Origin of the sequence: Granulicella sp. S156 (assembly GCF_009766105.1) — a bacterium.
Lineage (GTDB): Bacteria > Acidobacteriota > Terriglobia > Terriglobales > Acidobacteriaceae > Granulicella.
Map to the genome: position 1 here is coordinate 1 of NZ_LMUH01000020.1, position 21,728 is coordinate 21,728.

The 21,728-nt window shown below is 54.0% G+C and carries 15 protein-coding genes, 1 other RNA gene and 2 pseudogenes; 9 read left to right on the top strand and 9 right to left on the bottom strand.

Annotation, left to right across the window (positions count from 1 at the left end):
* A partial coding sequence (locus GSQ91_RS14790; protein WP_158822537.1) for a hypothetical protein occupies window positions 1-1,073 on the bottom strand: 1,073 nt, incomplete at its 3' end.
* A gap of 314 nt (window positions 1,074-1,387) precedes the next feature.
* Between GSQ91_RS14790 and GSQ91_RS14795 the strand changes: the two genes are divergently transcribed.
* From GSQ91_RS14795 to GSQ91_RS14805, 3 genes are all read left to right on the top strand, one after another.
* Window positions 1,388-2,413: a glycosyltransferase family 4 protein gene (locus GSQ91_RS14795; RefSeq protein ID WP_158822538.1), complete on the top strand. Its 1,026-nt coding sequence runs from the start codon at window positions 1,388-1,390 to the stop codon at window positions 2,411-2,413.
* A gap of 263 nt (window positions 2,414-2,676) precedes the next feature.
* Entirely contained in the window at window positions 2,677-3,831 is a 1,155-nt protein-coding gene (locus tag GSQ91_RS14800; RefSeq protein WP_158822539.1) for an acyltransferase, read from the top strand.
* A 240-nt stretch (window positions 3,832-4,071) separates the two neighbouring features.
* A complete protein-coding gene (locus tag GSQ91_RS14805) occupies window positions 4,072-5,217 on the top strand; it encodes an acyltransferase (protein ID WP_158822735.1) in 1,146 nt (381 codons plus the stop codon).
* Between the two features lie 366 nt (window positions 5,218-5,583).
* Here the strand turns inward: GSQ91_RS14805 and GSQ91_RS14810 are convergent, their stop codons facing one another.
* The gene (locus tag GSQ91_RS14810; RefSeq protein WP_158822540.1) at window positions 5,584-6,741 is read right to left on the bottom strand and encodes a hypothetical protein; all 1,158 of its coding nucleotides are present in this window, start codon (window positions 6,739-6,741) and stop codon (window positions 5,584-5,586) included.
* Between the two features lie 241 nt (window positions 6,742-6,982).
* Here GSQ91_RS14810 and GSQ91_RS14815 point away from each other — a divergent pair, with 241 nt between their 5' ends.
* The gene (locus tag GSQ91_RS14815; RefSeq protein WP_158822541.1) at window positions 6,983-8,014 is read left to right on the top strand and encodes an acyltransferase family protein; all 1,032 of its coding nucleotides are present in this window, start codon (window positions 6,983-6,985) and stop codon (window positions 8,012-8,014) included.
* A gap of 491 nt (window positions 8,015-8,505) precedes the next feature.
* Here the strand turns inward: GSQ91_RS14815 and GSQ91_RS25725 are convergent, their stop codons facing one another.
* The gene (locus GSQ91_RS25725; RefSeq protein WP_216845270.1) at window positions 8,506-9,645 is read right to left on the bottom strand and encodes a YXWGXW repeat-containing protein; all 1,140 of its coding nucleotides are present in this window, start codon (window positions 9,643-9,645) and stop codon (window positions 8,506-8,508) included.
* Window positions 9,646-9,903: 258 nt separating this feature from the next.
* On the opposite strand from GSQ91_RS25725, the gene GSQ91_RS14825 reads away from it, so the two are divergent.
* From GSQ91_RS14825 to GSQ91_RS14830, 3 genes and pseudogenes are all read left to right on the top strand, one after another.
* The gene (locus GSQ91_RS14825) at window positions 9,904-13,515 is read left to right on the top strand and encodes a hypothetical protein (protein ID WP_158822542.1); all 3,612 of its coding nucleotides are present in this window, start codon (window positions 9,904-9,906) and stop codon (window positions 13,513-13,515) included.
* Window positions 13,505-13,552 (top strand): annotated as a pseudogene (locus GSQ91_RS26260) (twin-arginine translocation signal domain-containing protein); the annotation flags it as partial. The gene GSQ91_RS14825 and the pseudogene GSQ91_RS26260, both read left to right, overlap by 11 nt.
* A gap of 192 nt (window positions 13,553-13,744) precedes the next feature.
* Window positions 13,745-14,584 (top strand): hypothetical protein, encoded by an 840-nt coding sequence (locus GSQ91_RS14830; RefSeq protein ID WP_254064605.1) that lies wholly within the window; start codon window positions 13,745-13,747, stop codon window positions 14,582-14,584.
* 700 nt (window positions 14,585-15,284) lie between these two features.
* Here the strand turns inward: GSQ91_RS14830 and GSQ91_RS26265 are convergent.
* Window positions 15,285-15,536: pseudogene (locus GSQ91_RS26265) on the bottom strand (glycosyltransferase family 2 protein); the annotation flags it as partial.
* A gap of 289 nt (window positions 15,537-15,825) precedes the next feature.
* Here GSQ91_RS26265 and GSQ91_RS14840 point away from each other — a divergent pair.
* Complete coding sequence (locus GSQ91_RS14840; RefSeq protein ID WP_158822544.1) at window positions 15,826-16,752, top strand: glycosyltransferase family 2 protein; 927 nt, start codon at window positions 15,826-15,828, stop codon at window positions 16,750-16,752.
* 45 nt (window positions 16,753-16,797) lie between these two features.
* Here the strand turns inward: GSQ91_RS14840 and GSQ91_RS14845 are convergent, their stop codons facing one another.
* Window positions 16,798-17,817: a glycosyltransferase gene (locus tag GSQ91_RS14845; RefSeq protein WP_158822545.1), complete on the bottom strand. Its 1,020-nt coding sequence runs from the start codon at window positions 17,815-17,817 to the stop codon at window positions 16,798-16,800.
* Between the two features lie 32 nt (window positions 17,818-17,849).
* Window positions 17,850-19,301, bottom strand: coding sequence for a flippase (locus GSQ91_RS14850; protein ID WP_256370385.1), 1,452 nt, complete (start codon window positions 19,299-19,301; stop codon window positions 17,850-17,852).
* Between the two features lie 806 nt (window positions 19,302-20,107).
* Between GSQ91_RS14850 and GSQ91_RS26080 the strand changes: the two genes are divergently transcribed.
* Window positions 20,108-20,233, top strand: coding sequence for a hypothetical protein (locus GSQ91_RS26080; RefSeq protein ID WP_256370386.1), 126 nt, complete (start codon window positions 20,108-20,110; stop codon window positions 20,231-20,233).
* 49 nt (window positions 20,234-20,282) lie between these two features.
* Here GSQ91_RS26080 and ssrA read toward each other — a convergent pair.
* The 3 genes from ssrA to GSQ91_RS14865 all read right to left on the bottom strand — a co-directional run bounded on the left by ssrA (window position 20,283) and on the right by GSQ91_RS14865 (window position 21,595).
* Window positions 20,283-20,636, bottom strand: a transfer-messenger RNA (tmRNA) gene (gene ssrA / locus GSQ91_RS14855).
* 74 nt (window positions 20,637-20,710) lie between these two features.
* A complete protein-coding gene (locus GSQ91_RS14860; RefSeq protein ID WP_158822547.1) occupies window positions 20,711-21,130 on the bottom strand; it encodes an EamA family transporter in 420 nt (139 codons plus the stop codon).
* Window positions 21,131-21,157: 27 nt separating this feature from the next.
* Window positions 21,158-21,595 (bottom strand): CYCXC family (seleno)protein, encoded by a 438-nt coding sequence (locus GSQ91_RS14865; RefSeq protein ID WP_158822548.1) that lies wholly within the window; start codon window positions 21,593-21,595, stop codon window positions 21,158-21,160.
* Window positions 21,596-21,728 lie beyond the last annotated feature (133 nt).

The window sequence follows — 21,728 nt, forward strand, 5'->3', positions numbered from 1 at the left end:
CCTCCCAGAAAGTAAAAGACATGCAGCCCTGCTGTCGACTTTTTCTTGTCAAGCGGGTGCGCAAGACCTTCGACCTGATGATTCGCTGAGAAACCCGCAGCCGTTCCCGCCTCTTTCTCGCTACCGCTGGATGAAGACACGCGAGACAGCGAAAGAGCCAGCACGCCGAATATGACTGCGATGGCAATTGGCAGTCTCACTGCCCAGCCTTTCCCACCCTTGCTGCTGAGGGCCCAGGCTACCGCGACGGAGAATAAGAGCTTTACGATCGCAGTCCGCGAAGAGGCAAGAAAAAGTGTAAAGGCAAGAAGAGGAAAGAGGAGTGCGTAGACGCGCTTACCGGCAAAGAAGGCGGCAAGAACACAGGTGGCCCCCACAAGCTGGAGTCCGGCATACTCTACGCTGTTTACCGAGAAGCCGAAACAACGAATAAATCCCCCGCCCAGATTAAGAGCGTGATAGTGCGCGCTCACTGCGGCGATCCATACCGATTCCCAGGGAAGAAACCCTATGTAGGTCTGACACAACCCGAGGACCCCTCCTACGACAGCAAGAGGTATCGTCACCCAATAGATCACGATATAAAGCATCTTGTCCGTACCGAAATGTCTACCGATCCAGAACCAAAGAATCGGAAGCAAGTAAAACATGGCTCCAGCCAGACCAACGACGATCGGCCCTTGATGCGGATTCACAATCTCGAGCACCATCACTGCCATCAGCCCGACCATCACCTTCGAGATGGGATCCCGAAGTCGTAGTCGCAAGAGGATTGGAAGCGCAAGCAGGATAGTAATGATTGGCCCAACCAACAGCAGGGGATCAATTTTGGGGAAGCCAATAAACATCCCTATGATTCGTCTGATATCTCCAAGCAGAAAGAGGTATGCCAGGAGGACAGCGATGGCCATCCGCTTGTCAAACTGAACCAGAATGATCAGCGCGCAGGTAACGATCAGGAATGCCAGAAGGCTGAAAAATCCATGGATCAACAGCCATGTCAGCGGAACCAAGGCGCCAAGCGTAACGATCCAAGCCACCGCATCCGGCGGGAGATCTCTCAAACTTTTCATAGCGCGTCTAGCATTCAGTTAATTTTGGCCCTCATAAGATGATACATCAGGAGGCAGCCCTCCTTTGCGGCAAACAAGGGCTCTCAACCCGCGTCCCTGCGTGCGGGTAATAGTATCGGAACCGAGATATCTGGTCGTAATATTGGACAAATCTAGGGGTACCCTCGACGCACTCCTGCAGTGGTGTGAGCTCTTCGAGGCAAACGACGAGTGTATAGACTGCATCCATCCATTTTGTGCAAGCCAGAGTGCCTCAATCTGCTCATGAGGTACAGGACCATAAACGATAGCCGCGAGCAAGGCTTGGAGATCTCTTGAAAATTCTGCTGTGTTCGTATTGGTTCTTCCCCAGCTTCGGGGGTGTTGAAACCGTCTCCAAAATTCTGGCTGAAGAATTTACCCGGGCTGGAGCAACAGTCACGGTGATTACCGAGACCCCAGCCGGCGCCGAAGAACAAACCGGCTTAGGCTATACCGTCGTTCGACGCCCGTCCCGCAAGCAGTTGCTCGAACTTGCAAAACAGTCCGACGTCATCCTTCAAAATATGATCTCCCTGCGTTTCATGGCAGCGGTCATCCTGAGTGGCAAACCTATCTTTATCCTTCACCAAAGCTGGATGAGAAGGCACTCCGGCAAACGCGGCCCGGAGAACTACGCCAAGCTATTCTTCACGTACCTCTGCCGCAACATCTCCATCAGCCACGCCATTGCAGATTCTCTGCCGAAGAAATCAACCATTATCGGAAATCCCTTTGAGGCCGCGGAGTTTGATACGTTACGCACTCAACCCAAGGACCGCGACATCGTCTTCATGGGCCGCCTCGTCTCCGACAAGGGCTGCGATCTGCTTTTGACAGCTCTGGCACAACTCAAAACTCGCGGCCTGCGTCCCTCAGTCACCATCATCGGCGATGGCCCTGAGGCTGCACCGCTCAAGGCGGCCGCAGGCGATCTCAGCATCGCGGATCAGATTGAATTTGCAGGAGCGATGCGCGAAGGTCGCGGCGAACTCGTCGCACGCCACAAAGTCATGGTCGTTCCATCCACATGGGCGGAGCCCTTCGGCATTGTCGCTCTGGAAGGTATCGCCTCTGGGTGTGCACTCGTCGCCTCGGCTAACGGAGGACTCAAGGATTCCGCCGGCCCATGCGGCCTCTTCTTCCCCAACGGCGATGCCGCCGCTCTCGCCGCAGCTCTCCAGCGAGTCCTGGAAGAGCCCGGACTCCGCGAAGAACTCGTCTCCAGAGGTCCCGAGCACCTGGAAACCTTCCAACCTGCAAATGTCGCCGGCCGCTTCCTTACGCTCTTCCGAAGCGTAATCCCAGCCCGTGTTCACTAGTGCCGTGACCGCGCTTATTCATGTTTAGCCGGGTGCCCCATCTTCGGCGCGTTCTTTGCGCCTAAGGTGGGCATCGCCCGAAGGGCGATCGCTCCCGCCCATCTTTCCGTTTCCTCAGACTCCTGCTGGAGGAGCGGTGTGATGATATCAACATCACGAGTTATGGACTGGCCGCGGGTATAAGCCCCAGCGCGGCGATATATCGTGGTTGCATGACTTTGCCCTTGTTGTTTTACCTTACCTCGTGATGTACTGTCCTTTGAATGGTGCCAACTGATACCGCATTAGCCAGCGGTTCGGACCACGTTAGACCCCGTCCGAACTTCTACGTTCCCCAACTTGACGCTCTGCGGTTTATCGCGTTCTTCCTTGTCTTTATCCATCACAACCTCCCCACTGGAGAAAAGCTGTTACATCGACTTGGGCCTACACTGCAAAGTGGGTTCATCCTCGTCCGCGATGTTGCAGGTTTTGGGCTCAGCTTGTTTTTCTTCCTGAGTTCTTACCTCATTGCAAGCTTGCTTCTCATGGAGAAAGCGTCGACTTCCACAGTTGATCTTCGGGCATTTTATGTTCGGAGGATCTTGAGGATCTGGCCGCTCTATTTCACCTTCCTTGGAGCGGTCGCACTCTCCGGCATCTGGCTTTCCGCCGAACACATGAGTCTTCCTCGATTGGGAGCGATGGTTTTTCTTGCTGGCAATTGGTATTCCATAGCAGCGGGCACGGGGCCATTCGTCATCGCTCCTTTGTGGAGCATCTCTGTAGAAGAACAGTTCTACGCAATCTGGCCCAGTGTGTTCCGCCTCTTGTCTAAGAGGGCCTTCCTCATCTTTTCGGTAGCGGTGGCCATCTTCTCTTTAGCTTCAACAGCCATCCTTGCGTCGAGAGGGGCCAGCAGTCTCGACCTGTGGATGAACAGCTTATCGGAGTTTATTTTCTTTGCGGCAGGAAGCTTGCTCGCTCATCGTTTCAATGCAATGCAAAAGCCGAATGTTCCGCGAGGCATTCTGCTAATGAGCAGCGGTGCCGTCCTGTGGTTCATCACAGAGATCTGGTGCAAGGTAAACGATAGAGGCGCTGTACAACTTCCTATTCTTTTATCCCTAGGGTACCTCTTGATAGCTATCGGGTGTGCGCTCCTCATCATGGGCGCACTCTCTATACCTGCTCAAGCAATTCCCGAATGGCTACGATATTTAGGAAAGATTTCGTATGGCCTTTATGTCTTCCATGCTCTGTCGATGCACCTTGTTCGTAGTACTCCCTTGAAGTGGCATCTTCAGACTCCTGGGCTTGAATTTGTTGTCATTTTTGCGATAACGCTTGTTCTGGCCGACCTGTCCTATAGATTTTTAGAGAAGCCATTCTTGAGGCTAAAACGGCGCTTTGAAGTGGTCGTAACCCGATCCGCCTAAGGTACGTTGATTCTGTAGCGGCTTTTGCATCGTTGAAACTATGTCCTTGTATCTTGCAATCTGAAGCGGGACGGGGGGATATTTCAACCTTCATCCTGAATAAGAGTTTGATGACACGCCCAAGCCGCGTTGCACATGCACTCTTCGCACTGCTAGTTTTGACGCCCTGAACCGGCGGGCAGTAAACTTTAAATTACCAATCGAGCCGCTAGCTGAGGTTCTTCTACGAAGAGGGCTTACATCCAACCTAAGGCTTTAGTCTCAAAACCGGCAGAACGCTATGAGGAGCTTGACTCTCTTCGTGGTGTCGCTGCGCTCACGGTTCTCTTTCATCACTTCAGGAACATGTGGACCACACCACATCATGAGCCACGGATTCTGGCTCTGGCCGATCCGTTCACGGCGGGATTTTCGGCTGTCGTCCTGTTTTTTCTACTGAGCGGTTTTGTGCTGTCAGTTCCTTATCTGAGAGGAAAAGGGCAACCCTACGGCATTTACATCGTTCGTCGAATTCTCCGCATCTATGCACCATACTTCTTCGCATTGCTTCTCTCCGTCGGAGGAGCGGCCCTATGGCACGGCCCTTTGGGGCATGGGGAGTGGGCCGATAGAACCTGGTTACACCCAGTCAATTCGCATCTGGTGCTGGCTCATGTCCTGATGATCGGAAACTATGACTGGACCCAATACAACACTGCGTTTTGGTCTCTCGTGATTGAGATGAGGGTCTCCATCATCTTTCCGGTTCTCTTTTTTCTTATCTATCGGATGAGACCTCGCAACGCCATATTCGTAGCGCTTTGCCTGTACATAAGCACTGTGGCTGTCGTCTCCAGGTGGTGGTGGCTTGATCATTCGCTTCGCTTCCTTGAATATGCAGCGGTATTTATATGTGGAATTGTGCTTGCAACGAACATCGAGAAAGTGAACGAATGGTATCGTAGGCAGTCACTCCTGAAACGTGTCATTTTCGGGTGTGCAGCGTTCGTCTTCTATACAGGTGGACACTTCCTGGCCACTCATTTGCGCCTGACGGCAGGATTCGATGAAGGATTTACCACGATTGGAGCGATCGGCTATCTCGTCCTCGCGCTTAACTCTTTCCCCGTGCGTGGAGTTCTCAGAAGTTCACCGGCAAAGTTTTTAGGCAGAATCTCCTACAGTCTGTACCTCGTACACGGTACAGTGCTGTTCGCACTGACACATGCGTTGGGGAACAAAGTGAGCGTCCCTGTTCACTTCTTCTTATTTTTGTCAGGCTCTTTGGTCTTGGCTTACCTGTTCTGCCTCGGCATCGAGGAACCATTTCTACGGATCAGCAGGCAAGTCAGCAAGATGGCGAAGAAGCGCGATACCTCATTGCCACCTCTGGTCGCGGCAAGTTAGTAACTTGCCGTAGAGCGCTCAGTTTGATGAATCGTTGATTCGTCAAAGAGTGATGGCCTGTTCATCACAGCGTGAAGCACGTTCCCTGACGCTTCAGCGTTAGGGAGACGGAGGGAGCAGGGGCTTTCAAGCCCCTGAATTATGGGCCTAGAAAAATTGGCCTTTAGGCCTGGGCTTTCTTTCGTCTAGCAGCAAAAAGCCAGAGGCTAAAGCCGATTCTTGCCTATCGTTATACCGTGGCCTAAAGGCCACGGCTCTCTCTGCCCGCAACGCTAAAGCGTCTCGGTTTGAGCTTCGCTCTATTCTGAACGTCCATCGTTCTTCAACGAACTAATGACTCATCACACTAGAACTGGCTCATGGAAATCAATGCAGCGGTTGGTTGCTCGAAGTTTGATATTGAGTCTCACGCGAAGAAATGATCGTTCTCGTAAAGAGAACGAGAAGCCAAACATAGCCAGCGAGAAGGGCTACTTCAAGAGCCATGAACAACACCGCAGTCGAGTTGTGCAAGGCGAGTATCGAGTGCAGTCCAACGGCATCGACCTCCTGCAACTTGATGGTCCAAAAGCTGTGCTCCGTGACAGCCACGATACTAAAAAGAAAGAATATGGCTCTCTTTGCAACGCTGAGGTTAGCGATGAGCAGGCAAAGAGGGAAGAGAACCATCATGAAATAGGTGGGCCACGACTTTTTTGAGAGAAGCAGGACGATCAACATCAACGCCGGCATGGAGTACGTCAGAATGCGAATCCTGGATTTCAGATCCATGCTGTGCATCGTTTTAAGGATCAACGCGACCATGGCGGCTAGCGCGAGCACGACTAGGCCATCCCACAAGTGCGCTGGCAGCATTCTCCCTACTATCACATCGACCACAAATGGAAGGTCACTCGCCTTTTGAAGCGCCCCCTCATGCTGCAAAGGATACAAAATTGGTGAGTGTAAAACGTAGAATGCCCCATATAGCAGGAAAGTCGGTATTGCGAACAACGCAAGCCAAAGCCACCTTCTCTTCCCCGCAGCTCCAAAGAAGGATGGCACATAGACTAGGGGCAGGAATTTGAACGTTGCTATGGAAGCTGAAACGCAAAGCGCTGAAAGCGCGACCCTACTTCGGAACAAAAGCATCACGGCAAGAACCAGCAGAACGGCAATCACCACGTTGTCCTGACCATCGACAGTCACATACTGGATACTCAGAGGGCTAAATAGATACAGGACCGCAGCGATCCGAACGATGCGCTCTGGCAAGATGTCACGCGATACCTTGAGCCATAGGGGAATGATCAGCCACTCCGCTGCGACCGCGAACAGAATGACCGAGAGTGGACTGCGCCAAAGATAAAGGAAAATCGCGTCAAGATAGGAGTGCAGCGGTGCATAGCTGGAAATATAGTCGCGGTAGACCATGAGTCCGCGGAGAGCCGATAGGCCCTCGGGCACATAGCCTGCGGGAATGTCCCCGCGAACCGGGATGCGCAGGACCAGAAAGATGAGGCTGTAAAGCAAGAGGCGGGTCACGATCATGCCGCCAATCACTAAACTATCGAACCTGCGTTTCGTAAGCGTTAAGATTCTGGCGGATGACGATACGAGGAAGCAGACGATCGCGGCAACTGTACCAAGGGATGTTCGAGCGATCAAACTCTGACTAGGCGTCATTGGTCCGCGCAACCTCATTGAGAATATTGCAAGATACAGTCAGCATATATGAAGATGTAAGGGTGCCCAGGTGTTGCATACGATTGAAGGTGGAGCAGTAGTGGAAGTCTCTGGGCCCGGTCGCCGTCGGATCGAATGGATCGATGCTGCGCGCGGATTCGGCATCATCCTGGTCGTGTACGGTCATGTCCTGATTGGGGCGGTTGCGGCCGGCCTGATGACCAAGGACAACCCCCTGTGGTTGTCGGACTATGCGATCTATACCTTCCACATGCCGCTCTTCTTCGTGCTCGCGGGGTTGAATGTTGAGCGTTCCATTGCGAAAGGGAAGAAGGACTTCCTGATCAACAAGCTCTGGACGATTGCCTACCCTTACTTCCTATGGTCGGCGATTCAGGGCGGGATTCAGCTTGCCCTCCCGGGGATGGTCAACCATCAGCGTTCGGTAATGTTCCTCGCGACCATCCTGTGGAAGCCGATCGCGCAGTTCTGGTTCCTCTACGCCCTGTTTCTGTGCCATATGGCAGCCTTGCTCGCCGGACAGAGAAGATGGCTGCTGGCGGCCGTGGGATTGGCCGCGTATGGAGCGAGCCTGGCTGGCATCGGCCAGCCCACAACGTACGTGCTCGGCTTCTATATGGCAGGAATCTTCCTGAGCGACGTCCTGAAACAATGGACCCCAAGCCTCAAGAACTGCATGGCCTCGGTGCTCGGCTATGGCGTGCTCTTCGCAATCGCCGAACACTTCGGACGGAGGGCGTCAGGCGAGACGACCACCTCGATTTTCTCCCTGCCCGCAACGCTGTTGGGGATTGCGTTGCTCTGTGCCTTGGGTCAACTGGCTGCGCACCTCGGCGGGTGGCTAAGCCGCGTGCTGACGGGCCTGGGCGTCATGTCCATGACGATCTACATCCTGCATGTCCTGGCAGCAACAAGCGCCCGCATTGCGTTGAAGCGGTTCGGTCTGACCCATCTCACCGAAGAGTTGGTGATTGGCACGATTGCAGGAATCGCACTCCCCGTAATCGCGCACGTCGTCCTCCAGAGACTGAATCTTCTAACACCGCTGGGACTAGCCCCACTACGCCGCCGCGAACCGACCGTCCGGTTGGCTCCAGAAACCGGAGTTTAGTCCTTGTCGTTGTTCTTGCCGTTGCTTAGAGCATTTCCCTTATAGATGTAGAGCGAGCCACCGATCCGGGTGCCCCATCTTCGGCGCGTTTTTTGCGCCTTAAGCCTGGGGCTTCAGCCCCAGGGCATCGGGCGACCGCCCGACCGCTCCTGCCCATGTATGCCTCGTCTCCAATGTTCCAACCGACACAACGCTTTCTCCCGCTGCTCTACACCTGCATGGAAAATGCTCTAGCCCCAAAGGGGCGACATATACCAGCCCAGGGCGAAGCCCTGGGTTAAGATTGACCCAAAACCACATACCTCGCTGCCGCGGAACCGGGCCCCAGCGAGCCGCTTTTGCTCGATGGGTGGTCACGCTGGAGTGAAGCCCGCAGGGCGCAACGACTGAATTGCCTTCTTTTGTCGTGGCGATACACCTCAGGCTACAAAATAAAACGAGACGGGAATGGGCCTAAGCCCATTCCCGTCTCGTTTTATTCCGCTGATCTACTATTCAGGCTTGTGTTCTGGTTCCGGCTCTTTAGGCCGTGCCGGAGACGGCTTTGCAGCCGGCTTCGGCGCAGCTGCGGGCCGCTGTGCAGCAGGCCTCGGTTCAGCTGCGGGCCTTTGCTCAACCGGCCTCTGCGCTGCTGGCCTCTGTGCCGCTGGCCTCTGCTCTACCGGCTTCGGCGCAACTTCAGGCCGTGCCGCTTGAGCGGGACGAGCTTCGGCTGCCGGCCTTGCCGGGGCCGGTTTTGCTTCCGGCCGCGCCGCTGGAGCAGGACGGGTTGTGACTGCCGGTCTCTGTGCTGCAGCCGCCGGACGTGCATTTGCCGGCTGCGTCCCAGGCTTTGCCGCCGCAGCAGGACGAGCCACGTACGGCCTTACCCCCGGAGCGGCTTTGGCAGCCACTGCGCTATGTTGCAACTCCGCGACGTTCGTGGCCGGACGAGCCACTGCGGCATGGGCAGGAACGCCATGATTCGCCGAAGCAAAATTGGACTTATCCTGTTGCGCAATTTGCACATGCTGTTGTTGGGCTGCAGTCGGAGCAAGATGTTGCTGCCTGGCGAAGGTTTCCTGTTGCGGCGTCGGCCTGGAGGCAACTCCATTCGGTCCACCGTTGAAGCTCGTGTGGTTGTTGTTGATGATGGTCGTGTTGTGGATGATGGTTGTATTCACATAGGTATTGCGAATGACGGTGTTGTTCACGTTCACTGCCGCCGTGTTGTAAGCGAAGTTCCCACCGCGCCACTCACCTCCGGCAAAACCGCCGCCGCCATAACCGAACCCATAATTCACGCCGCCATAGTAGCCGACCTGCGTCCCCCAATAGCCCTGATGGAAGGCATACTGACCGCCATCTCCCCATCCCCAGTAACCGGGTGTCCATAGATAGCCAGGCTGCGGAGCCATGACCCAGGTGCCGGGAACCCAGTAGTAGCCGCCAACGCCGTCCCAGGCCCAATAGCCGGGTGTCCACATGTAGTTCGGTTGTGGGCACGGCGGTTGAACATAAACCGGTAGAGCGGGCGGTTCAATGTTGATGCTGATGCTGATACCAAACTGCGCGTGGGTCGTCGCAGGCATAGCGCCGAGCGCTCCCAGAAGGAGAGCGCCAAAGAAGAACCGTTTACCGGAATGTTTCATTCAACCGCCTTTTTCGTAGTTAGCCATTCGTACGTGGCTCTGAGATCGGATAGCTTCAGGCTTAGATGGGTAGTCACCAACTGAAAGTTGGATCGCAGACGAACAAGGCCGCAAAAAAGTTTCAGGGCCGTCTCATATTTACGAAATTCTAGAAAAGGACGATAGGCTCGGTTCGAAAAGCGACTTTTACGGCACTCTCCAACAAACGCCCCTGCTAGCATCTCACCAGACAGGCAAATAGGGCCTTGTGGAGCAGTATTGAAGACCTTCTCAACCAATCTGAACTATCCCGCAAAGACACTGTTCGACGCTTGTTCCACCTCGCAACTTACGTTGCAGCGATCCAATCCGCTCTCCGCCGACCTGCTGATCTGGGAGGCTTCAGAACGAGCCGCCGGCCTATTGAACGCAGACCAGGCCAATCAAATCAGCTCCTCGCTCCAGAACGGCGGCCGGCTGATCCTTACCCTGAACAGCTTTCCTGGAACCTCGCCACTTCAGTTAGGGAAGGTGCTTCCAACTACCGGCTGGGCGACACAAGCTCGCCTCACTCCCTACACGCCGCGAGAACCCTTGAATCTATCGAAGGTGGACTCCACCTTCTTCGCTAGCAGCCTGGAGTCGCTCGTTATTCCGTTCTGTCTCGACATACGCCCCGCATCGGCGGTCGAGCGTGGCCAGGCCCGCTACGAACGCTATGACTTCGTGCACCCGTGGTTGCATGTACCGATCGCTGCCGGGAGTGATTTTTGGACTCGTTCCTTGCTCAATCGCGAATGGAAAGTCCGCGCCCAATGTAGCGACTTCATTCAGTCGCCCCTGGTCGTCACCGGACGCTATGGTGCCGGCAAAGTCGCGGTCGTCGGAACAAGCATCACCGGAATAGGCGATCAGGCTGCGGCTCACGATCTCTGGAAGTCCATCCTGAATTGGCTGGCAGAGGGTGATCGAGTGGAGGCTTCTCCCGCAACGAAGCCGTCTATCAACACCCTTGTCCAGAATGACCACCTTCAGGTGACGCTCAACAATCCGAGTTCGGCGGTTCTACCTCTGCAGGTCGTTCTTCGCGCCCTGTCGGGAGATGGAGCCTTACTGCCCGATGGTTCCGGCGAGTTGCAGCGCCAGATATCTCTTCCACCGCGCGGCTCCTCCACGCTGAAGCTCCCGCTGCCAACAGCCGATAAGCCTCTCCAACTGCGGCTGGGAGTGCTCTCGGGAAACGGCGCGAGTTTGCTCGTCGAAAAACGCGAGCGAACACCGGAAGCAGCGCTCCAGCTCAGGATTCAGACGGACAACCTCTACTCTCTGCCTTATCCATTTCATGCACCCGGCCCCGAGGCGCTCGATGCCTTTCAGGGAAGAATGGGCGCATTCGTCGGAGCCTATGCGTACCCTCCAGGGCAGACGATTCAGGGCAGCTTGTCGATCACCAATGGATTGGTGAATCTGGCACTGTCCTCGGAAGTGCAGGACTTGACGACCCCCGGGAACAAATCGGTCATGGCGCTGAACGATGGCGCAACCGGATTCCGATTAGCCCCCAGCCCCGACCACATCGAGGCCTACTCGATGTGGTCGGGAAAGAAAGGCGTCGAAAACGTAGTTGAGTTCAAGTTAGCGGAGGTCTCTCAGGTAACCGCGATCGTTATTGTGGCCAGCTTTGGCAAGTTCGGGAATGCGGTCGTCTTCACTCCCGGTAAAGCCGTCGTGGAGATCGATGGGCGACAGGTCGTGGCCCGCGACGATCTTGATACGGCATTCAATACCGGCTTTGGGCAGGCTCGCATCGCATTCACTCCATGCCAGGCAAAGGTGGTGACCGTCCGGTTCCCCTGGACCGACAAAACAATTACAACAGCTGCCCGGCAGGCACCCTGGCTGTACGACATTCGCATTGAAGGGGGGAGGGAAGAGGCATCGACGGCCTCAGGAGCACTAGTCCTGCACCTTGTAGATGCCCTCACCGGCAAACAGCAGGAGATTGTGAACACGCGAATCACAGTCGCCAACCGTGGCTCTGAGCGCATTCCCTTCAAGGCCACGCTCCCGGAAGGTGCTGACATCTGTTTCTATCGGCTTGAGGCCAGCTTTGGTGTGGTCGCAACCAGTGTGCCTGTTCTGTCGATCCAACCGACGAAGCCTCTGCTGCCGATCACCGACCTGCGTCCGCACAATGGGCCCGGCGTCGGTTTGAATGTGAGCCGGGGATTTCGCGAGTTTTACCACCTGGGAACCGGAACGGCAGAGCCCTTCGGAGGTTGGAGTTCATCGGATGACCTCATCTGGTCCTATAGCCGGCTGATGAAGGAGATTCCCGCGAAGAGTCCCAATGGAGCGGAGCGGCTTTACCTTAGCGACTCGGATATGCGGCACTACATCAATCCTTGGTGTTCCTTCCCGAATGGCGAACTTTTCATGCCGGACGCTGCTCCCCGCATCGTGGAGAACCTCAAGCTCACTCCGCGATGGTCGACTTCGAGCGTTGTGCAGTTGACCTTTGCCGATCGGTGGGACACGGGGCCGAATATGGCGGGCATGCATGGGTGGCAAGACTATGTGGAGTTTGACAAGTTTCTGCGCGCTTCCAACGGAACAGGGCTAAGTGGACGTACGCATCAAGAGTGCGAGACGCAGATCGAAGGGCCGCTGCAGGGCCAATGGCAGTCCTGGCAACTGGAGCGTTATCGACGTAACGTTCAGGCTCTTCGGGATGCGTTTGCAGCGGCGGACAAGACACTAATTATCTACGCTCAGGGTGTGCCGATGGTTGCGGGCGAGGCTGGCCGAGATCTTTCTCTAACGATTCGCGGCATGCAGGACGACTCGACCTGGAGCATGCTGGATGAAAGCCCTGTTCTTACAACTGGCCGCCAGATGAGTGAGCTGGCGTTCAATCCAGTTTGGAAGATGTCCACGCTACTGGCATGGGGGTTCAATTCGCCGATCTTCAATAATTGGCAGTGGCACAATCCAGTCGGCACTGCTGAGCCTGCCCGCCGGCACAACTACGATCGGGCCTGGCGGGCCACGCTATGGCCGGGCGGGCACTACGCGTCCGTGTACACCTACGGCTACGCATCGAATGTTGGCGTCGCTTACACGATGACGGAGGTCGACTATCAGGAGTGGTGGTACATGCAGGAGCGACAGAGCCTGATTGCTCCTGAATCACCGGTGGGAGCGGGGCTGGTGATCAGCACCGCAAAATATAGCAACCCAAACTACACGCGCTTCGATTGCGGCGACCCGCTTAATCTTGCGGAAGCCTGTACAGTAGCGCAGTCCTTCCGGAATCTGCATAACGCCGGACTGAGTCTGCCCTTCGCCATGAATGCCAGCAGCCTCCATGAATACCGTCTCGCAGCTCCGCTGATTCTGCTTAACCTTGCGGATTTTTCTGCCGCCGAAGTCGAGGCTTTGAAGGTACTGCACGCACGAGGCGTCCGTCTCGCGGCCTTTGCTGACAGAGCCTCCCTGTCTCCACTGGCGGCTGACCTGTTCAACAAACCAGGATCCGTCATCATCGAGCAGAATCCAACATCGCTAACGCGTCCAGAAGCGCTGCGGGCAGCGGATCAGCTTAGGTCTACCTTGCAGATCCCCATCGCGTTCCCGGCGGGAACGGCTGGTTATGGATTCCGATCGCAGGGTGCGACCTTTGTCGTCATCGAAGACTGGCTGGAGCAGTCGAGAAAGGTTGAGCTGCTTATCGAAAAGTCGTCCGGATCAATGTCGGCCTCTGCCTGTAACGTGAATACTCATGAGCGGCTGGCCGTTCGTGAGGCAGGAAGCTCGTGGCTGATCGAAGTGCCACTCCCCTCTGGCGATGGCCTCCTCATTGCGCTCAAGGAGAATTCTCATGGATCGTAGGCGATTCCTACAGCTCTCTGGTGCAACAGTTGGGGCTGCGCTTGGAACAGTACATCCAGCATGGTCAAGTCAAACTCTTCCAGAATCCTCATTGCCACGAGGATTGGCGGTCTACGTTGACGAGCGACTGGAAGATGGAAACTCCTATGTTCAACAGATACGCTCCTCTCTGGGAACTTCCCCTTTACTTAAGGCACTCTCTTCCGGCCTCCCAATAATGCAACTGGATATGGCCAAGCCAGAGGCCGAATTGTCCTCATCGTTAGCGTTCAATCATCTCCTGCTGATCGCAAAGAGCGACGACCCGTTGCTTCAGAAGGTATGGCAACGAGAGGCAGTGATCTCACGGAATTCGATCTATGCTTTTGGCTTTGGCAATCTTCAGGGCTCCCTCGGCTATATCGAGAGTGATCGCAATCCGTTTCTGCACGCCGCCAACATCGCTAAAGCTCCGTTCGAATGCGAAATCATCAGCATCACAGGGACCGATACCCCTGGCATTAGCCTGGCTGTGGCAGCCTTCCTCGAGCAGGGACTGGTGAATGGAATCATCGCGAAAAACGGAGAGTGGAAACGCGGATCCACAACTCTGCTGGATCGCGATCCTCTTGCACCGTCGTTCCGGCTACCTTCAGTGATTCCCACTACCCTGGGGTCGCTCCATAAGATCGCGTTAACACAAGCCGCCGAAGATGAGTATCGAGGGGTCCTCTCTGATACCGGATCTCTGCCACTCTCTATCTGGCGAGCAAAATACTTCGAGTCAGGCCAATGGGACGGAGCTGGAGAGTTCGCTTCCTTCCACAACTATGCAGTCGGTCTCCACCGTCGTGCCTATGGAAACACTGTTTGGGCAGCAACGTTCGCGAACACGGCAGCAGCGCTCGCAGCAGCGCCTCTCATTGCCAAAGCAGCCAAGCTACCCCCGCAGTCTTCACGCTGGCAGGGTACGCTACCCCAATACGCTTGGGGGCTGCCAGTCATGGGAGACGCACCTCATACGGGAACGCTCGAACTTTGGGTGGATGGCGTCTCCGTGCTCATGGCCAGCCAGACAGTAAAAGTTTAGGAAATACGAGGGTCGATCACACTGACAGCTTTGGATAGAACGAGGTTAGGGAGAGGCTGCGTTACAAATGCTCTCTAACAAGCGCAATCTGGGTAGTAGGGCTGACGTCCAATTATTTGGAGCGCTTCGATTCTCGACGGTTCGCCAACCGAGGCTCTAGCAAAGCCCTGATAGTTACCTACTGCAATAACCGCATCAATCAACGGCCAGATTCTTGGAAGATCCTTCGCACCTAGAAGCAAGGCGATGGGCAACTTAATACAGATATAGCCAACAAATCGACGAACAGTCTCAAGAAACAGCTTAGAGACCGCGAAGGCCGCTTGTGGATTTGCCAAGAAGATGCGGATGCTTCTTAGCGAGGTCAAAGCTGAACTTCCCATACTTTAGCTTGTGTTTGTAAAGCTCCCCGAGTGTTGATGGGTTCCGATGGTAGACAATTGCACTATCGCTGAATTCGATCTTGAATCCGGCCTGAATCAATCGAATGCCAAGGTCTGTATTATTAAACCCCAACGTCCCATCGAACACACTGACCGACCGTATATGCACCGTCCTGAAGGCCGCGTTGGGCGTTGCAGTGTATCTTATGCGTGAATCTGTCTTCGTCACATCGGGCTGTCCGACCCAAGAACCCTTGTATCTTTCCACTTCAGTTTCTTTGGAGAAAGGGCGTATAGCGCCACCCACCGCTGCGACTTCAGACGGAGCGGTGGGTGGCATGGACTAGGCTAGAGATCCAATTCTCATCAGCGATGCAATCTGAATCCGTACTGAGGATCCGTTCGCCCCTCGCCGCTGAGATTCCGGCATTCCTGGCGTAACCTGATCCCTTCTGGGAGCTATGAATTAGTTTCACCAAAGGGAAAGAGGAGCACACATAATGGCAGGTTCCATCTCTCGACCCGTTGTCTACTACAATAATCTCAAAGAGTTTCCTCTGATACTTTTGCTGCTCTAAAGATAGAAGGTAACCTCCTTATTGTTCCCAGGCCGTTAAAGCAAGGCACAACGATAGAGACAAACTTTTCTTGGTCGGTTGGAACGCTTAACATTTTCGTGATCCTTTTGGGAGCGGACGGCCAGACCAGCCGGCTGTTCCAATGATAAACGCGCTATATATTCGCTGTACACCGAAGTTTTCTAAGCATGAGTCTCCAGAAACTCCCAAATTCATCTCTCTGTGCGGCGTGAGAGACGCAATTGGTCACCGTTAACCTCTTTCAAGAAATTGGATTTAGATGAAACTTACTATCATCGTCCCGACTTACAACCGACAATTTGATCTTATCCGGTGCTTGGGCGCAATTGCTGAGCAAGAACGTCTAGCAGATCAGGTCCTTGTAGTAGCCAGGCGCGATGACCTCGCCACTTTAGAACTGCTTACTGAGTGGAACGCAAAGCTACCACTCACCGTGAAACATCCAGAGCTGTCAGGCCAAGTTAATGCGCTAAATGCCGGTCTCTCGGCTGCGGTTGGGGATGTAATCGCCATAACCGACGATGATGCCGCACCGCGGAGAAATTGGCTAAAAATGATTGAACAACACTTCGAGCGGGACTCCCATGTAGGGGCGGTTGGAGGACGAGATTGGCTTCACTATGGCTCAGATATAGTCGATGGGAGCGAAAAGATCGTGGGAAAGGTCACGTGGTTTGGTCGCCTTATTGGTAACCACCATCTGGGTGTTGGACCGGCCAGGGAAGTCGACTTTCTCAAAGGTGCCAACATGAGCTACAGACACTCTGCCATTGAGCATTCACATTTTGATACTCGGCTCCGTGGCGTGGGAGCACAGGTTTCCAACGATATGGCTTTCAGCATGGCTGTAAAAGCCCGCGGATGGAAGCTTTTGTACGATCCAGAGGTTGCAGTTGATCACTTTCCTGCTCCACGGTTAGATCTTGATGTACGGGGAGTTTTCAATTCGATATCAGCCGAACATACTGCATTCAATCAGTACTGGGCAATTGCAACCTCATTGTCGTCTGGCTTTAGGCGAAGCGCAGCACGTGTCTTCCAGTTCCTCATCGGCAGCCGGGCCCTCCCAGGATACCTTCATTTGCTCTGGGGATTTGTCGTGTTGGACCCAAATGTCACGCTTCGGTGGAAGGCTGCCAATAACGGCCGGAGAGCGGCTCGAGCACAATTGCGTAAGAAAAATTAAAATCCTGGCGTGTTTAAGAAACTTCTCATCTTGGCTGAGCTGCCATCACCGCCTAGATATTCTGAATAGTCCGGCTACCATATCTTTCAAGGCGGCAGGTAACCCGAGGCGGGTTGCCCGACGTCTTGTGATATATCCCCCCTCTTTGACCAACGTCAAAAAATCGCTAAGCCTTTGTACAAATGTCCTGTGGTCTGCATAGAGCAAGGACCTTCGGTGATTGGCAATTCCGCAGCTCGCCAGGAAAGTTGCACCTGCCATCGCTTTCGCTTGCCAGGGGTCCGCCAGGTCAAGAGATATATTCTTTAAAATTTCCCCGGCACGTTCCTCTTTGATTGCTTGCAGTTCGTAATTCCTTTTGATACCCAATTTTGATATCCCTGCACCTGCACTTCCCGTTTCTCCCCCAAAAAGGTTGGAGTCATGCTGGCGATAGAGGACCAGGACCTCGGGAAGCAAGACAATTTTGCCAAAGACAGACGCCAAGAACCACATCCACTTATCATGGGCCAAAAGAGCTTCCCAGGCATTGGATGGTACCCGGCTCCCATTCTTCGTGATTGTCAAAAGGGTCTTTCGAATTAACATCGCGAAGCCATAGGAGCTTAACAACGGATAAATCGTGAGAGGATTAAACACGCGACGTTTATCGTACTCTGGGCATTTGGCTCCGGCGGCAACGCCATGCCCAAATAATTCTCCGGAATGCGCACAAAGAAGCACATCTGGATCTTGAAATTCGCGCGAGCAAATCTCGAGCTTAGAGCTCATCCACAGATCGTCTTGATCGCAAAAAGCAATCAAATCCCCTGAACAGCGAGAAGCTGCCTGTAAGAAGTTATCAGCATAGCCAAGCCGCTGTTCATTTCGAAAGATCTTGACAGGAAAAGGAGAAGTTTTTGCAAACTCTTCAAGAATCTCGATCGTTTTATCCGTGGAACCATCATCATTGACTACAAGCTCCAACGGCAGAAGGGTCTGTTTCCCTAAGCTTGCAAGTTGCTCCGCTATAAACCGGCCCCCGTTATATGTGGCCATGGCGATGGATATCCTGATATCGTTCATTGCCTTAGGTAACTCCTTCAGCCTTGACTCGCTCACACGGCCTCCCGGATGCGCTTCGCACCAACTTGCCGCAACACAGAGGAGCGGACCATCGGGCTGACATTCCAAGACCAGAAGATTGACACCACTAGCAATCCTATCTCGACGAGAGACTTGATCGAGATAATGGAAGTTGGGGGGAAGAATGCTCCCAAAAGAACTAGCAACCCACCCGGCAGCATTCGCCGCCATCCCGGGATTTGGCCTGCGTAGGCGAAGAGCAAAGCACCGTCGACTGCTACCCGAAGCGTCCATGCCCAAGCGGCGCCGAGCAAGCCAAAGAAATGAAGCCCCACCCAGAGCAAACCCAGGAACGGAATGAGTTCAATTGCATGAAATTTCGCCACGACATCTGGACGCTCAATGGCCTGAAGGTGGCCGTATGGAATGAAGGCAAGACTATTGATCCAAACACCTATCAGGAGAACAATTCCAACGGAGGCCGCATGTTGAGCGAAGCCGGCTCCGACCCAGAAGCGCATGAATATAGGGAGCGCAGCCATTCCCATAATAATGATGGGAGTCATTACGGCCGCCAACGCGATCACAGCACTTGAAGCAAGTTCCGCGCTCTCCTCATGTTGGCCCCGTGACAGTTTTGGAAAGAGGCTTGTTGCGAGGGCTCCCGGAATGACCGAGGCACGGGTCACCAGATTGAAGGGTACAGTGTAGAAGGCTACAGCCTGAGCACTTAGCAAACTCCCGATCAACATCCTATCCATTGTCGTCAGAAGCGGGGTAAGTAAGTTCGTGATGGTAATCCATCCACCATAGGTGAAGAGTGTTTTGACACGCGCGGGGGCGAAAGCGCCACCAACTCCAAGCGGCATAATCCGTACCAGTGCGAGGCAGGTTGGGATGGCCCCAATGGTCCGAGTAATCAGGACCGCCGGAATTAGCCATCGCAAATCAGGCCCGTGCCAGTATGCGACTGCAAGAGGAACGACCTGCGAAAGAATTGAATTGAAGATTGTGATTGAGTTCAGTAGTCCAAAGCTCTCGCGAGCTTGCATCGCTCCGCCCAGGACCCCGGCAACAATTGAAACCGGAACTGATGCCGCTAGCCAAGGCAGACTTGCCATCACCTCGGCACGCATCTCTTGCGGCATCTTGAATGTCGACATGAAAACTGGCCGCGCTGCGAAGTACAGAATGAGTCCGCCAATCAAGCCGAAAGAGAGATTTATAACAAGGGCGGTCCAGAAGACGCTTTCGCGCTCCTTCTCTTCTCCCGCACCACCTAGACGGGCTATATGAAATACGGCAGCCCGTGTAACTCCAGGATCAAAGAGGCCGAAGTAGCCAAGGAATAACCAGACAAGGGCTAAAACACCATAACGTGCGTCACCGATTTTATGCAGATAAAGCGGGACAGTCGCCATGCCTATAAACATAGGCGTGATTGAACCGATCAAGTTGTATATAGTATTTCGTTTAAGACTCACAGGAGTTCACATCCTAGACCAGAACAGCTTGAGCTAAAAGGACTAATAAACGACAAGAGGCCGCGGTGGACTTGTACAACCAGGGCCACGAATCTCGACCGAAACTGGCGATCACTCTCATCTTATCAGGACAGAATCAGCCAAGGTCAAAAAAGTCCACGAAAACAGACCTGCACCAAACTTCGTCCAATACAAATGACCACTGAACGGGGCTCTGATTTCAACATCACCGAGATTTGAAGGCCAAGAAATCTCTATCTTCATAATTAAACAACAGTTCCAAAGATTCACCGGTCCAGTAGAGGCGGATTATTGCAATTGGAGGATGCCTGCTGATCGCTGGTTGCTTGGCATTGGGTTAAAATCCTGCTGCCTGGGAGGGTTGATTGAAACCTGTTTCCGCGACCATCTACTTATCGGCGAATGGGATTTTTCGCTTAATTATTTATGACAAGTGGCAGGCCAGTGACTGAGCATTCTATGCAGAAAACCACAACTGTTAGCCATAGAGCTGTCTGGTTGGTTTCAGGTATCTCAGAAAAGATCTTATGTCTGGCCGTTTGGAAACAATCTGTTGACTTCAGAAACTGTAATAAAAACAACTATATAGAAATATGCAGTTATAACGTCACTTCACTTAATCCTTCGCAAATACATTTTGTAGTTTCATCTATGCATTAGCAATTCTGCCGTTGGCGACGGCACGCCTACTTGAACATCACCTGATGGCTCTTATTTATTAGCTTTGCATATGATGCAACTTGAAAGCTGTCTATTGCGTCTTAAGAAATTCTTCGGAGATGTCAATGCGCAATCCACAACAGCAGGCAGCATCGATCTTCCATAGCGGTTACCCCGCAAACGACACAGTCGCAATCCAGCCCGACGCAAATTGGCGCAGCTCGACTGCGGTTATTGCACAAACGTTGTAAAAAACCTCTAGCTGGTTAGTATGTTGTTTGTTCTAAGCTAGTTGAGTAATGGTGGAGGCGGCGGGAGTCGAACCCGCGTCCGAAACTACCGTCAACAGAGAGCTTTCATGCTTTTTCCGGTTCGCTTTTGTCTCGTGGCGGACGCTTGGAACGGACAAAGATGCGTCAACCACCAGCCTGATTGATCTCGCCCTTGGTGTCCAGACGGAACTCCTTGGGCCAGCCTACTGTGCGACGATCGGTACAAGCCCGTAGGCGAAGCCTGAGCGATCGGCTACTTAATTAATTAAGCAGCAAGCGCGAATTGAGGTTCGGCACTTATAGTTTTGTGAGCGATTACGGGTGTCCACACCCCGGCATGCCTCTCTGCCGCAAGCAATCCCGTCGAAGCCGTGACGCCCCCATTTGGAGCTGGCCGCAACATTGCGTTGGGCGTTGCAAAGAACTAATACCAGTATACGCTGCATGTTGAATGGTTTATGCGAAGGCCAGCACCAGCGCTCCAGCAGTGATCAGTGAGCCCCCGAGAATCTTCAGCGGCGTCAGGCTCTCGTGGAGAAACAACCAGGCAAACACGATCACTATTGCGACGCTCAGTTTGTCTATTGGCGCCACGCCGCTTACCGGACCGATCTGGAGCGCTCGGAAATAGCAGAGCCACGACAGTCCTGTGCACAGACCCGAAAGGACGAGGAAGATCCAGCTACGCCGCCCGATGGCAGGCAGCCCACGATGGGCATTGAGTCCGAGAACGATAGCCCAGGTGAAGAAAAGGACGACCGTTGTCCGGATCGCAGTCGCGAGATTGCTATCAATATGCTCTACGCCTACTTTGGCGAGCAGGGCGGTACATGCGGCAAAGACGGCCGAGAGCATTGCCCAGAAAATCCAACTCATAGTTGATCGCCGCCAGTTCTGGAGAAGCTACATTGTTGCTGTTTCGAGGTCGACCTTCTCCCACTCGCCGCGTTCGATTCCAGCGCGAATCTGAGCAGGCGTGCGGCCCTTCTTGGTCTCACGATAAGCGTAGATGCCTTCTTTCATACAGGTAGCGCACTCTGCGCCATGGGTTCCTTCAAAACAGCTATGCAGGCTGTTGTGGCCCATCGCGCGGTCGCAGTGGCAGTAGCAGGGCTCCTGGTGCAGAACACCGGGAACCTTGGCAGCCATTTTGTAGGCAGCGATCTGGTAGGGATGAGAAAAGTAGGGTCCGGTAAGCTGTGTGCCGCTCATGATCGGGGGCAGCGCATGGGTGGGAGGAGCAGCGTTATAGGCAGGCACATCATTCGCGGGGTCGGAGAACTGCGCCGAGGCAGCCAACGTGACAAGGACAAGAGCGGCGCAACCGAGGAGACGCTTCATGTTTCCGATCATACCGCCGCAATGCCTGTCATCAAAACCAGTCAGAGTTCGCCAAAGTCACCTTAAGAAAAAAAGGCGGCATGAACGGTATTTTGTCCATGCCGGGAGGCCAGTGACGCAACTTGCTCTCGAA

Bases quoted from the DNA above. Each gene is read 5' to 3' on its own strand.
- GSQ91_RS14800 (WP_158822539.1), top strand. From the start codon at position 2,677: ATGGTGCCAACTGATACCGCATTAGCCAGCGGTTCGGACCACGTTAGA.
- GSQ91_RS25725 (WP_216845270.1), bottom strand. From the start codon at position 9,645: ATGAAACATTCCGGTAAACGGTTCTTCTTTGGCGCTCTCCTTCTGGGA.
- GSQ91_RS14830 (WP_254064605.1), top strand. From the start codon at position 13,745: ATGGCCAAGCCAGAGGCCGAATTGTCCTCATCGTTAGCGTTCAATCAT.
- GSQ91_RS14840 (WP_158822544.1), top strand. From the start codon at position 15,826: ATGAAACTTACTATCATCGTCCCGACTTACAACCGACAATTTGATCTT.
- GSQ91_RS14845 (WP_158822545.1), bottom strand. From the start codon at position 17,817: ATGAACGATATCAGGATATCCATCGCCATGGCCACATATAACGGGGGC.
- GSQ91_RS26080 (WP_256370386.1), top strand. From the start codon at position 20,108: ATGCGCAATCCACAACAGCAGGCAGCATCGATCTTCCATAGCGGTTAC.
- GSQ91_RS14860 (WP_158822547.1), bottom strand. From the start codon at position 21,130: ATGAGTTGGATTTTCTGGGCAATGCTCTCGGCCGTCTTTGCCGCATGT.
- GSQ91_RS14865 (WP_158822548.1), bottom strand. From the start codon at position 21,595: ATGAAGCGTCTCCTCGGTTGCGCCGCTCTTGTCCTTGTCACGTTGGCT.